This window comes from Candidatus Sulfotelmatobacter sp., assembly GCA_035504415.1.
Lineage (GTDB): Bacteria > Vulcanimicrobiota > Vulcanimicrobiia > Vulcanimicrobiales > Vulcanimicrobiaceae > Vulcanimicrobium.
The window spans coordinates 101,836-115,160 of record DATJRY010000011.1 but is presented as its reverse complement, the minus strand read 5'-3'; the positions used below and the strand labels follow the sequence as shown (position 1 = coordinate 115,160).

9 protein-coding genes are annotated in these 13,325 nt (G+C 66.9%); 7 read left to right on the top strand and 2 right to left on the bottom strand.

Features of this window, described 5'->3' with window-relative positions:
* The first annotated feature begins 2 nt into the window (after nt 1–2).
* Entirely contained in the window at nt 3–890 is an 888-nt protein-coding gene (locus tag VMD91_06965) for a 3-hydroxybutyryl-CoA dehydrogenase (GenBank protein ID HTW83788.1), read from the top strand.
* Nucleotides 887–2,047, top strand: a complete 1,161-nt coding sequence (locus tag VMD91_06960; protein ID HTW83787.1) for an acyl-CoA dehydrogenase family protein — start codon at nt 887–889, stop codon at nt 2,045–2,047. Before VMD91_06965 ends, VMD91_06960 begins: the two co-directional genes overlap by 4 nt.
* 20 nt (nt 2,048–2,067) lie before the next feature.
* On the opposite strand, the gene VMD91_06955 is transcribed toward VMD91_06960, so the two are convergent.
* Together VMD91_06955 and VMD91_06950 are read right to left on the bottom strand one after the other, a co-directional pair.
* Nucleotides 2,068–2,475 (bottom strand): DCC1-like thiol-disulfide oxidoreductase family protein, encoded by a 408-nt coding sequence (locus VMD91_06955; GenBank protein HTW83786.1) that lies wholly within the window; start codon nt 2,473–2,475, stop codon nt 2,068–2,070.
* Complete coding sequence (locus VMD91_06950) at nt 2,462–3,208, bottom strand: hypothetical protein (protein ID HTW83785.1); 747 nt, start codon at nt 3,206–3,208, stop codon at nt 2,462–2,464. Before VMD91_06950 ends, VMD91_06955 begins: the two co-directional genes overlap by 14 nt.
* 112 nt (nt 3,209–3,320) lie before the next feature.
* Between VMD91_06950 and sucC the strand changes: the two genes are divergently transcribed.
* From sucC to VMD91_06925, 5 genes are all read left to right on the top strand, one after another.
* The gene (gene sucC, locus VMD91_06945; protein HTW83784.1) at nt 3,321–4,511 is read left to right on the top strand and encodes an ADP-forming succinate--CoA ligase subunit beta; all 1,191 of its coding nucleotides are present in this window, start codon (nt 3,321–3,323) and stop codon (nt 4,509–4,511) included.
* Between the two features lie 3 nt (nt 4,512–4,514).
* Nucleotides 4,515–5,396 carry a succinate--CoA ligase subunit alpha gene (sucD, locus tag VMD91_06940; protein HTW83783.1) on the top strand — a complete coding sequence of 294 codons (882 nt, stop codon included), beginning with the start codon at nt 4,515–4,517 and terminating at the stop codon, nt 5,394–5,396.
* 44 nt (nt 5,397–5,440) lie between these two features.
* Nucleotides 5,441–5,614 carry a hypothetical protein gene (locus VMD91_06935; GenBank protein HTW83782.1) on the top strand — a complete coding sequence of 58 codons (174 nt, stop codon included), beginning with the start codon at nt 5,441–5,443 and terminating at the stop codon, nt 5,612–5,614.
* Nucleotides 5,615–5,752: 138 nt separating this feature from the next.
* Complete coding sequence (locus VMD91_06930; protein HTW83781.1) at nt 5,753–9,397, top strand: TonB-dependent receptor; 3,645 nt, start codon at nt 5,753–5,755, stop codon at nt 9,395–9,397.
* 223 nt (nt 9,398–9,620) lie between these two features.
* A complete protein-coding gene (locus VMD91_06925; GenBank protein HTW83780.1) occupies nt 9,621–13,226 on the top strand; it encodes a TonB-dependent receptor in 3,606 nt (1,201 codons plus the stop codon).
* Nucleotides 13,227–13,325: the final 99 nt, after the last annotated feature.

Below are 13,325 nucleotides of genomic sequence, written 5' to 3'. Positions count from 1 at the left end.
CAGTGCGGGTCGTGGTCGTCGGCGCGGGCCAGATGGGCGGCGGCATCGCACAGGTGCTGGCCGCCAAGGGGCACGAGGTGCTCTTGCACGACGTCGACGAGGCGCGCATTCGGCGCGGCATCGACGGCATCGCCAAGCGGCTCGACCGTGAGGTCGAGAAGGGGCGCATGAGCCCGGTGCAGCGCGGCGAGGTGCTCACCCACATCGACGCGCGCGATCACCTGCGCGACCTCGAGGTCGAGCTGGCGATCGAAGCCGCCTCGGAAGACCTCGAGACGAAGCTCGCCCTCTTCCGCGAGCTGGACCGCAACACGCCGCCCGAAGCGATCTTGGCCTCGAATACCTCGTCGATCTCGATCACGACCTTGGCCGCCGCCACCTCGAAGCCCGATCGCGTGATCGGCATGCACTTCATGAACCCCGTCCCGGTGATGAAGCTGGTCGAGATCATTCGCGGCCTGCAGAGCAGCGAGCGAACGTATCGGTTCATCCACGACCTCGCGCTGAGCCTCGACAAGACGCCGGTCGAGGTGCGCGACTTCCCGGGCTTCATCTCCAACCGCGTCCTGATGCCGATGATCAACGAGGCGATCCAGGCGCTCTACGAGGGCGTCGCCTCGGCCGAAGACATCGACACCGTGATGCGCTTGGGGATGAACCACCCGATGGGACCGTTGACGCTGGCCGACTTCATCGGTCTGGACACGTGTCTGGCCATCATGGAGGTGTTGCACGAAGGCTTCGGCGACACCAAGTACCGCCCGTCGCCGCTGCTGCGCCAGTACGTCGCCGCCGGGTGGCTCGGCAAGAAGACGGGCCGCGGCTTCTACGACTACCGTGCGGCGGCGAACGGCGCGCCCGTTCCCGCCGCGACCGCCGGAGCGTCGTGATCGAAGAACGCGCGATCGCGTTCGAACCGACGGCCGAGCAGCGCGCGATCGGAGCGCTGGCGCGCGAGATCGCCGAGCGCGAGATCGCCCCGCACATCGCGGCGTGGGATCGCGGGCACGTCTTTCCGCGCGCGCTGTACGGCAAGCTCAACGCCGCCGGTCTGATGGGGATGCGCGTCGAGGAACAGTACGGCGGGGTCGACGCCGACTACGTCGCCTACGTGCTGGCCATCGAGGAGCTGGCGAAAGTCGACGCGGGGACGGCGGTGACCGTCTCGGTGCACTCGATGATCTGCGCGTCGATCGGCGCGCTCGGTACCGAGGAGCAGAAGCGGCGCTGGCTCGAACCGCTCGCCAGCGGCGATATGATCGCCGGCTTCGCGCTGACCGAGCCCGACGCCGGCTCCGACGCCGCCGGCATCCGCGGTACCGCTCGCCGCGAGGGCACCTCGTACGTCCTGCGCGGCCGCAAGCAGTGGTGCACCAACGGCGGTCATGCCGGCGTCGTGATGGCGATGTTCCGCGACGAGGCGGAGAGCCCGCGCGGGATCAGCGCGTTCTTGGTCGACATGGAGACGCCGGGTGTCGTCGTCGAGCGCACGACCGAGAAACTCGGCATCCACACCTCGAACACCGTCGACGTGCTGTTCGACGACGCGCGCGTGCCGGCGTCGTCGATGTTGGGCGCGCCCGGTTCGGGTCTGTCCTCGGCGCTGCGCACGCTGACCGGCGGCCGCATCGGGATCGCCGCGCAGGCGACCGGGATCCTGGCCGCGTGCCTGGAGGCGTCGACGAAGTTCGCGCGCGAGCGGGTCGCCTTCGGCCGCCCGATCGGCGCCTTCGAAGGAATCTCGTTCAAGCTCGCGCGCATGGCGACCGACCTCGACGCGGCGCGCATGCTGGTGTATCGCGCGGCCGCACTGGCCGACGCCGGTGCGCCGTTCGCCGTCGCCGCCTCGAAGGCGAAGCTGTTCGCGTCGACCAAGGCGCGCGAGCACGCCGCCGAAGCGATCCAAGTCCACGGCGGCTACGGCTATACGACCGAGTTCCCGGTCGAACGATACTACCGCGACGCCAAGATCACCGAGATCTACGAGGGGACCTCGGAGATCCAGCAGATCGTGATCGCGCGCGACCTGTTAGGCCGGCTGGAGTAGCGCGGCCGCTCGCGCCTCCGTCAGCCGCCGACGTCCAGGAAGCGCCGGCGGACTCCCGGCGGCGGCAGCAGGCAGCTCTCGGTGCGGCCGAACCAGGCGTAGCGGTTGCGCGCGACCCAGCGGTAGACGGCGTCGCGCAGCGCGCGCGGGAGCAGAACGGCGGCGAACCCGGCCGGCCAGGGCGGCCGCAGCTCGAGCAGCAGGTGCAGGATCGCATCGCTGCGCTCGTAGCGCCGACCGCCGGCGAGCAGGACGACCGTCGCCGAGTCGTCGACCGGCCCGCCGACCAGCGCGACGGCCTGCGGCGATTGGAGCGGAACGAAGCGCACGCGCCCGATCGGATCGTTGGCGACGACGAAGCGCACCAGGCCGTTGCACAGCGTGCAGACGCCGTCGAAGGCGAGAATCGCGCCGTCAGCGGTTTGCAAACGTGTCGCTCACCAGCGTCGCGGTGAGATGCGCTTTGGTCATGACGTATTGCGATTGCGTCGCGACCACGTGATGCGAGGTCGTAGTCAGGTCGACCGCGACCGGACAGAGCTTGGTCGTGTCGTAGCGCGTCGTCTCGCTGTCGGTCTCGTCGAAGCCGCGCGGTCCGGCCACGCTGCGCGTGGCGTCGACTTCGAGGGTGGCGACGTCGCCGTCGATCCCGGTCACCTTGTAGTTCCAGTCGCCCTTGACGCCGGGCTGCGCGGGCTCGGTCCAGGTCACGCCGGTGTCGAGGTTGCGGCCGGCGACCAACCCGCGCGCCAGCAGCGGGGCGAGGTAGAGCGTGGCGACCGACGGCAGCGCCGCCGGGTCCATCCCCAACCGGCCGTCGGAGAAGATCGCGACGCGCAGCTTGGGCTGCATCGAGTTCTGTCCGCTGTAGGTCGTGTCGACGACCAGTCCCCCGTCCTGCGTCGCGGCGATGACGTCGATCGTCAGCGTGCCGTGATCGTCGATGTCCGAGGTGCGCTCGACGTCGCCGCCGCCGGTCCCCGCTCCCCCGCCGCCGCCGGTGAAGCCGGACGTCTGCTCGTTGCTGCGGTTGAAGGCGGTGTAGTGCAGGTCGTAGACGAGGGTACGCAGCGGTTTGGTCGCGCCCGCCGCTGCACAGGGGGCGGCGGTGAGCACGCACGCCAGCGCGGCGGCGGGGGCGGCGAGCGAGCGTAGATTCATCACGACCTCCTTGCGTCTGGGGTTCGGATTCGCCGCCGGCGGCGAGCGCCGCCTCTCTGCGACTTGTGTCGTCCAGGGCTCCCGTGACGAGGCGCGGAACGCCACGCCCGCCATGAAACTGATGGAATATCAGGGGAAGGACCTGTTCCGGCGCGTCGGCATCCCGACGCCCAGCGGCGTCTTCGCGACCGAGCCCGGCGAGGTCAAGACCTTCATCGAAGGTCACCCCGGCTCGTGGGTCCTCAAGAGTCAGGTGCTGATGGGCGGCCGCGGCAAGGCGGGCGGCATCAAGTTCGCCGACGACGCGGCGCAAGGCGAGACCTTGGCGCGCGAATTGATCGGCAAGGTGCTCAAGTCGATCCAGAATCCCGAGGGCGAGGAAGTCAAGTCGCTGCTCGTCGAGGAGAAGGTCGACATCGCCAGCGAGGCCTACGTCTCGATCGCGATCGATCGCACCGCCAAGAAGCCGGTCGTGCTCGTCACCGCGCAAGGCGGGATGGACGTCGAGGAAGTGGCCGAGAAGGATCCCGAGGCGATCCAGAAGTTCTGGATCGATCCGGCCGCCGGCTACTCGCCCTACATCGGCCGTCAGCTGGCGTTCCGTTCGAAGCTGCCCGAAGGTTTCCGCAAGGCGTTTCCGTCTATCCTCGCCGGGCTCTACACGCTGTTTATGGACTACGGCGCGAATCTGGTCGAGATCAACCCGTTGGTGTTGACCAAGGACGGCCGCGTGATCGCCAGCGACGCCAAGGTCGACCTCGACGACAACGGGCTCTACAAGCACCCGGACATCGCGCAGTGGAACAAGGCGCAGCCGACCGATGAGGATCAGGCCGCGGCGGTCGCGATCGGGCTGGGCATGTCGAACTACGCGAAGTTCGCCGACGAGCCCGGCCAACCGGCGAAGACGATCGGCACGATCGCCAACGGCGCCGGTCTGGGCATGGGCACGATGGACGCGGTGCGCATCGCCGGCGGCGGTGCGGCGAACTTCCTGGACATCGGCGGCGGCGCGCAAGCGGAGCTGGTGAAGAACAGCTACAAGCTGGTCACCTCCGACCCGCGCGTCAAGGCGATGTTCATCAACATCTTCGGCGGGATCACGCGCGGCGATCAAGTCGCGCTGGGCATCGTCGAGGCGCTCAAAGGCAACGACGTGCGCAAGGTCCCGCTGGTGATCCGGCTGACCGGCACCAACGCGGAAGAGGGCCGCAAGATCCTCGCCGACGCGGGGTTCTTCCCGGTCGAGACGATGGACGAAGGCGCGGCCAAAGCCGTCGCGCTCGCGAACGGGAGCAACTAGACCGTGTCTATATTCCTGGATAAGAACTCGAAGGTCATCGTTCAGGGGATCACCGGCCGCGAGGGCGCGTTCCACACCGGGCGCATGAGAACGTACGGGACGAACATCGTCGGCGGCGTCACGCCCGGCAAGGGCGGACAGACGGTCGAAGGCGGCATTCCGGTGTTCGACACCGTCAAGGAAGCCGTCGCGCAGACCGGCGCGACCCACTCGATCATCTTCGTGCCGCCGTTCGCCGGCGCCGACGCGCTGTGGGAAGCGCACGAAGCCGGGATCCAGCTCGCGGTCTGCATCACCGAAGGGATCCCGGCCACCGACATGCTGCGCGTCGTCAACACGACGCCCGGCATGCGCATCATCGGCGGCAACTGCCCCGGCCTCATCTCGCCCGGCAAGTCGCTGGTCGGCATCATGCCCGCGCAGGTCTTCAAAGAAGGCAACGTCGGGATGATCTCGCGCTCGGGAACGCTGACCTACGAGATCGTCGACGGGCTGACGCGGGCCGGCTTCGGCCAGTCGACGTGCGTGGGCATCGGCGGCGATCCGATCATCGGCACCACGTTCGTCGACTGCTTGCGCGAGTTCGCCCGCGATCCGCAGACGCACGCCGTCGTCGTCTCCGGCGAGATCGGCGGCTCGGACGAAGAGGACGCCGCCGCGTTCATCGCCGAGCATCTGCCCGACAAGCCCGTCGTCGCGTTCATCGGCGGCCGCTCGGCCCCCAAGGGAAAGCGCCTGGGTCATGCCGGCGCGATCATCTCCGGCAACACCGGCACTCCCGAGTCGAAGGTCAAGGCGTTCGCCGCGGCCGGCGTCCCGGTCGCCGACCGCCCGTCGGACATCCCGCGCCTGCTGGGAGAGCGGCTCGCGACGGCTGCGCGCTAGAGCGCATGCGCGTCGGCCTGCGCTGCGAGGAATGTGAGATAGCCGTGTGGCTCGCCACGACGCGGGCCGAGCTGCACTGGCTGTTGTCGCGCGTCCACGTCGTGCGCGAAGTCCGCGGTCATCTGAGCGCCGGGCTCGACACCTGGATGGATGAGGGCCTGACCTTCATCGACGCGCACGACGGGCACAGCGTCATCGTCGTCACCGGCGGCCGCTAGGCAGGCTGCTACTCCGGTATCATTAGGAGGATCGCTTGGTCTTCCTAAGGAATTAGGAGCGCACGCTTAGCCGAGCACGCGAGCGTGCCTCCGGCAGCGTTGAAACCATGACCTCGAACCTCGAAAGGATGGGTGGATGTGAGCATCCGGAACCCGTTGTTGCGAGGCATTCTGGCGGTCATCGTGGGCCTCGGGCTCGTGCTCCAGGGAACGATCGGCGTTCTGGCAGGCACGACCGGGGCCATCACCGGGACCGTCGTCGACGTCTCGAACAACAGTCACCCCATCGCGGGTGCCCGCGTCACGGCTGCGAGTCCCTCGCAGACCGTGAGCACGACGACCGATGCGGGCGGTCACTACACCTTCGCCTCGCTCGCGCCCGACACGTACACGCTGACGGTCGCGGCCACGAGCCAGTACGACACCTTCAGCCTGAGCGGCGTGACCGTCCAGGCGGACCAGAGCCTCACCGTGGCGCTCCAACAGTCGGAGCACCTCAAACAGATCGGCGCGGTCACCTCGCGCAGCGCCGCGTCGCTGGTGAAACCGGGGACCACGGCCGACGTCTATGCGATCAACTCGACGCAGCAGAGCAAAGCCGCGGTCCTCGGCGGCGGTGGTACGCTCAACAGCGCCTGGTCCGCGATCTCGTCCGTTCCCGGCGTGTACGTCGCGCCGGGACAAGCCGGCTACATCGGTGCCGGCGACGGCGTCTCGATTCGCGGCGGCGACTACGACCAGATCGGCTACGAGCTCGACGGCGTGCCGGTCAACCGTTCCTTCGACAACTATCCGTCGAGCCAGCTGTCCTCGCTCGGACAACAGGAAGTCCAGGTCTACACCGGCGCGGAGCCGGCCAGTGGCGAGTCGGAGGGACTCTCCGGCTACATCAATCAGGTCATCCGCACCGGGACGCTGCCGGCGAGCAAGGATCTCGACCTCTCGATCGGCTCGCCGTCGGGCTACGGGCGGCTGGCCTTCGAGGCGGGCGGCGCCAACCCGTCGCGCACGTTCAGCTACTACCTCGGCTTGGGCGCGTACAACCAAGACTATCGCTACGCCGACCAGTTCAACGGCGCCAGCCTCTCGTATTTCTACGGGACGCCGCTCGCGCCGTGTCCGATTCCGGTACCGGCGGGCGTTCCCAGCTGCTCTTCGCCGCAAGGGCTGCCGTACTCGAACGGCACGAACGCCGTCACCGGAGGGCCGAACACGCCCTCGTTCGCGCTCGGACCGTACAACTACGGCGATCTGAACCAGGTGCAGGACCGCGACACGATCGTCAACCTGCACTTCGGCATTCCGCGCGCGGACGGCAACAAAGATGACGTGCAGGTGCTCTACGACAACTCGCACCTGAACAACATCTACTACAACTCGGAGAACGACGCGGGCGGCGCGGCGCTGCTGAGCTCGCTGGGGCTCGCGACGACGTACGACGACTCGTACATGTTCACCGGGTATCCGCTCGGAACGGTGCTGCCGCAGACGTACACCGGCGGCGGAACGACGCCGTATCTGGCGCCGGGGACGCCGTCGGGACGCGCGTTCAACGCCGAGATTCCGCCGAACGTCGACGACGCGTTCGTCAACGATCAGAGCATCTTCAAGCTGCAGTACCAGCACAACTTCGGCACCAGCGCTTTCCTGCGCATCTACGGATACACGGACTACAGCGACTGGCTTAACCAAGGGCCGCTGGACGACAACACCGACTATATCGGCCCGGTCTCGCCCGACTACGAGCTCAACTCGCACGGGCGCGGCGTCAGCTTGATGTTCTCCGATCAGCTCAGCTCGCAGCACTTGCTGACGTTCGACACCAACTACACGACGGCGTCCTCGCTGCGCAACAACAACTTCTACTACATCAACGGCGTGAACGCGCTGGGCACGCTTCCCGACGACGTCGTTGCCGGGCTGCCGCCGAACCTTTCACAGCTGCCGGTGGTGGGAGTCTTGGTCAACGGCAGCGCGCCGTACAGCGGCGTCTGCTACTCGCCCAAAGGCGTGGCGACGCCGTGCTACGTGCCCAACCCGAGCGGGGCGTACGGGGTCGGGCTCAACCTCTACAGCACGACCAATCCGACCGGCGTCGGGTTCTTCACGCTTAACGACGCCGAGAGCGGGACGGTCATGCCGGCCGCCGGCACGTGCGGTACGGGGCCGTGCGAGTACCTCGTCGCGCAGAACGGCGCCTTCAACGAGTACAACACGGTGAAGCCGAACTTCATGGCGGCGTCGCTGACCGACAACTGGCAACCGAACACGAAGGTGACCGTCAACTTCGGCGTGCGCTTCGACTCGTTCCAGTTCGTCGGCGGCAACACGTACAACTCGATCGCGCGCACCTTCTGGTACAACGCGTACAACGCGCAGTTCCCGGACGCGCCGCTCGACAACGTCGTCCAGCAGACGGAGACGTACACCGAGATCCAGCCGCGGCTCGGCGTGACCTACACGCTCGATCCGAACTCGGTGCTGCGCGCCAGCTACGGGCGCTATGCCGAAGCGCCGATCACGGCCTACGAGCAATACGACTTCACCGAGCCCGACGCGCCGATCGGCTTCCCGGCGGGATTGGGCCAGTTCGCCGCCTACGGCGTCGGAAACACGCCCATGCACGACGTGCGCCCGCAGGTCTCGAACAACTACGACCTCTCGTTCGAGCACGAGTTCGGACGCGATCTGGCGATCAAGATCTCGCCGTTCTTGCGGCAGACCGAAGACCAGATCCAGGAGTTCTTCCTGAACCAGCAGACCAGCTTCGTCTCCGGCTTGAACGTGGGGCGGCAGCGCTCGCAAGGCGTCGAGCTCGAGGTCGACAAGGGCGACTTCGCGCGCAACGGCTTCGCCGGCAAGCTGGCGTTCACGTACACGGCCAGCTACATCAACTACGAAGAACAGGAAGGCTCGAGCGGCCCGTTCTCGGTTCTCACCGGGATCAACGCCGCGATCTCGCAGTACAACGGCTTCACCAAGGCCGGTGGTGGTGCGCCCTGCTACAGCGTCGCCACGGCGACGGCGGCGGGCGTTGCGACGCCGTGCGGAGCGGGCACGGTCGCGAACCCGTACTACAACGCGCCCGAGCAGCCGCTGCTCTCGCTGAACACGAACTTCCCGACGTTCAGCCTGTTCCCGGCCGGCGTCGGTTCGTTCACCACCCCGACCTATGGGGCGCCCTTCGTCACCACCCTGCTCGTGCAGTACAAGCACGACAAGCTGGCGGTGGTGCCGGCGCTCCAGTTCTCCGGCGGCCAGCGGTACGGCGGACCGATCGCCGCGGACGGCATCGATCCGACCAGCTGCTTGGCGACCACCGGGCTGGGGCCGGTGACGCGCAGCGGCATTCCGCAAGCGCCGCTCTACCCGTACGGTGCCGCGGGCGGCGACGCGTACGACGCCGCGACCTGCGCGCAAGACGTCGCGATCCCGAATCCGCAAACCGGGATCTTCGACGGGATCGGCGCCTTCGTCAACCCGTCGGCGATGCAGCTGCACATGCAGATCAGCTACGACGTCACGCCCCGGCTGACGTTCGTGGCCAGCCTGGTGAACATCTACTCGACCTGCTTCGGCGGGACGAAGGAGCCCTGGAACGTCGCGGGCGCGTGCGGCTATACCGAACCGATCGTCGGCCTGGCCTCACCGATCGGGAACGCGTACAACGCGGGCGAGGTCGTTCAGCCGACCCTCCAAACCGAGTACATCCCAACGTTCGGGAACTCGGCCAACACGATGTTCCCGTTCCAGATGTACTTCGAGGCCCGTCTCAAGGTCTGAACCCGGCCCCAGGACGCAGGGGGAGGGTCGGCGTTCCGGCGCCGGCCCTTCCTGTCTTGCGACTTTTGTCGGGGAAGCGGCAAGCGGGGGCCGGCCAACGGTAGCGGCCGACCTTTTAACTAAATGCACAGGGGGACACCAGGGGGGACCCTGAGAAATGGCTGGCAAGCCGCGGGCAAAGGCCTGACGGCTCCACTCGCCCTTTCGAAAGGAATGGGTGCCTATGGCTTATCCCAATCGGGTGAAGCGGGCGCTCCTCGCCCTCCTCGTGGGTGTCTCGTTCGTCCTCCAGGGAACAGCAAGCGTTCTGGCAGGTACGACAGGGACGATCTCGGGGACCGTGCAGGACCCGGTCACCAAAAGCGCCATCGCCGGCGCACGCGTCACCGCGGTGAGCCCGTCGCAGAGCTCGACCACGACGACCGACGCGGGGGGACGCTTCGTGTTCCTCTCGCTCGCACCGGACACGTACGCGGTCAGCGTCGAGGCGACGTCCTCGCGCGACCAGGTGGTCCAAAGTGGGATCACGGTCCAAGCGGACCAGACCATCTCGCTCACGCTCGGTCAGCCACTTAAGCTGAAGACGATCGGTTCCGTCACCTCTCGCTCCTCGACCGCGCTGGTCAAGCCCGGTACGACGGCAGACGTGTACTCGATCAACTCGACGCTGCAAGACAAGGCGTCGGGCGTCAACGGCGGCGGCACGCTGAACAGCGCTTGGTCGGCCATCTCGACCGTTCCGGGCGTGTTCGTCGCGCCCAACCAGAACGGTTACATCGGTGCCGGAGCGTCGCTCAGCATCCGCGGCGGCGACTACGACCAGATCGGCTACGAGTTCGACGGCGTTCCGATCAACCGCTCGTTCGACAACTATCCGTCGACCTCGCTGTCCTCGCTCGGCCAGCAAGAAGTCCAGGTCTATACGGGCGCGCCGCCGGCCAACTCGGAAGGCGACTCGCTCTCGGGCTACATCAACCAAGTCATCCGCACCGGTACGGCGCCGCCGTACAAGTCGCTCGACCTGGCGATCGGCACGCCGACCCTGTACAACCGCCTCGCCTTCGAGACGGGCGGCGTCAACCCGTCGCGTACGTTCTCGTACTACGGCGGCATCGGCGGCTACGACCAGACCTTCCGCTACGTCGACCCGTTCAACGGCGCGGGACTCAGCCAAAACTACGGCCCCGAGCTCGCCCCGTGCCAGGCGCCCGGGTCGGCCGGCTACTTCTACGCGGCGACGTGCAACGGGCCCGGGGGCGCCGACTACACGAACGGCGGCACGACCCCGGCGTACGTCCTCGGGCCATTCAACGGCTACGCGCAGAAGGAACAGCTGCAGCGTGACGCGGTCCTGAACTTCCACTTCGGGATCCCGCAGAAGGACGGCAACAAGGACGACGTCCAGGTGCTGTACGACAACAGCCACCTGCTGAGCACGTTCTACGACGCCCCCGACGATCTGGGCGGTACGAACTACCTCACCGACATCGGCATCCCGCCGGTGTTCATCGACGCGCAGCAGATGCTGATCCCGTACGGGACGGTCCTCCCGCAGACGTACACCGGCGGCGGCGCGTCTCAGTACCTCTTCCCGTCCTCGCCGCAGGGTCGCGACGAGTTCTCGAACATTCCGCCGAACGAGTCCGACACGCTGGACAACGATCAGTCGATCGTCAAAGTCCAGTACCAGCACAACTTCGGCACCAGCGCGTTCTTGCGCGTGTACGGCTACACGTACTACTCGCACTGGTTCGAGAACGGGCCGGACACGACGTACGACGACTACCTCGGGGTCGCGTCGCCGGACTACGAGCTGAGCAGCCACACCCGTGGTCTGAGCCTCGAGTTCTCCGATCAGCTCAACTCGCAGCACCTGTTGACGGTACAGGGCAACTACACGACCGCGACGTCGGTCCGCGACAACAACTCGTTCTACGCCAATCAACCCGGCACGTATGCCGGCTATATGGTCAACGGCAGCAACCCGTATAACGGGACCTGCTACGGCGCCGGCGGTGTTGCCTACGTGGGCTGCAACTTCGGTGCCGGCAACGTCGTCGGCGGCGTGCCCGCGTTCAACGCGTTCACCATCGGTGACGCCGAAGGCGGGACCGTGACGCCGGCGACCGGGACGTGCGGCACGGGTCCGTGCCAATACGTCGTCGTGGCCGGTGGGCCGACGGCAACCTACAACACCGTCGTGCCGAAGTTCAGCGCGTTCTCGATCACGGACACCTGGACGCCGACCTCGCGGCTGAACATCAACCTCGGCTTGCGCTACGACGACTTCACGTTCGATCTCCCGTCGACGCTCGGGTCCGGCGCGCGCACGTTGTTCTACAACGCGTTCAACGAGTCGTATTGCGTGACGACGCCGGGTAACCAGCTCGTTCAGCGGGCGGTCGCCGGTGGGGCGTGTCCGGCCGGAAGTGTACCCGCCAACTTCACCGCCTCGGCGGCGTCGACGGCCTCGTACAACGAGCTCCAGCCACGCATCGGGGCGACGTACACGCTCGATCCCCTCACGGTTCTGCGTGTCAGCTATGGGCGGTACGCTCAGGCGCCGAACACGGCGTTCGAGCAGTACAACTTCCTGCAGCCGGACGCGCCGAACTCGCTGTACAACGTCTACGGCTTCAACACGCTCGGTTTCGACACGCCGGATCACCCGGTGCAGCCGGAAGTCTCGAACAACATCGACGGTTCGATCGAGCACCAGTTCGGCAGCACCGGCTGGTCGTTGAAGTTCTCACCGTTCTACCGCAGCACCCAGAACCAGATTCAGGATTTCTTCCTGAACCAGAAGCAGGGCTTCGTCTCCGGTCTGAACGTCGGTCATCAGACGTCGGACGGGATCGAGCTCGAAATCGACAAGGGCGATTTCGCGCGGAACGGTTGGGCCGGGCGGCTGAGCTTCACCTACACCAACAGCTACATCCAGTACGGTGAGCTGCCGAACGGTGCGGGCACGATCCTCTCGCAGCTCAACGCCAACATCAAGAACTACAACATCTACACTTCGTTCTGCCAGGCCAATCCGACGTCGCCGAAGTGCGCCGGCGGTCTGACCGATGGCGGCGCCGGTACCTCCGTGGCGTACCCGTGCTACCTTGCTGGAGTCGGCGTGGCGGCCGGAGCGGGCGGCGCATGTCCAACGGGTTCGGTCGCGAACCCGTACTGGAACAGCCCGGTGCAGTCGCTGATCAACGACAACGCGGACTTCCCGACCTTCGACATCTTCCCGGGTGGTATCGGGTCGTCGTACGACGCGTACGGGGCTCCATACGTGGCGACGTTGATGGTGCAGTACAAGCACAATCGGCTCGCGTTGACCCCGGCGATGCAGTTCGTCGGTGGCGAGCGGTACGGAGCGCCGCTGACGGAGTCAGGCGTCGCGCCTGACACGTGCACGGGCGCGCTCCCCGGAACGACCCGCTACGACGTCACGACGTGTGGCAGCACGTTCACGGTGCCGATCCCGGATACGTACACCGGCGTGTTCGACGGGATCGGGTCGTACGTCAACCCCAACTACGTCAGCCTCAACCTGCAGGCCAGCTACGACGTCTCGCCGCGCGTGACGCTCGTGGGGACGTTCGCGAACATCTACACCCACTGCTTCGGTGGGTCGTCGGTGCCGTGGGCGGTCGCCGGTGCCTGTGGCTATGGCGTCGTCGGTGGCGGCGCGATCCAGCCGATCGGGAACAACTACAACCCCGGCGACGTGATTCAGCCGCTGTTGAAGTACCCGTACGCCCCGTCGTTCGGCGGGTTCCCGTTGACGGGCTTCCCGTTCACCATGTACTTCGAGGCGCGGGTCAAGGTCTGACCCGAGTCGCGTAGCACGACGCGAGAGGCGTCCGGCTTCGGCCGGGCGCCTCTTTTGTTGCCCGCGACACGCGGGGCGCATGTGGACATGAAAAAGCCC

What these genes read in the sequence shown, in the direction of transcription:
- VMD91_06950 (HTW83785.1), bottom strand. Translation starts at nt 3,208, where the DNA reads ATGAATCTACGCTCGCTCGCCGCCCCCGCCGCCGCGCTGGCGTGCGTG.
- sucC (HTW83784.1), top strand. Translation starts at nt 3,321, where the DNA reads ATGAAACTGATGGAATATCAGGGGAAGGACCTGTTCCGGCGCGTCGGC.
- VMD91_06925 (HTW83780.1), top strand. Translation starts at nt 9,621, where the DNA reads ATGGCTTATCCCAATCGGGTGAAGCGGGCGCTCCTCGCCCTCCTCGTG.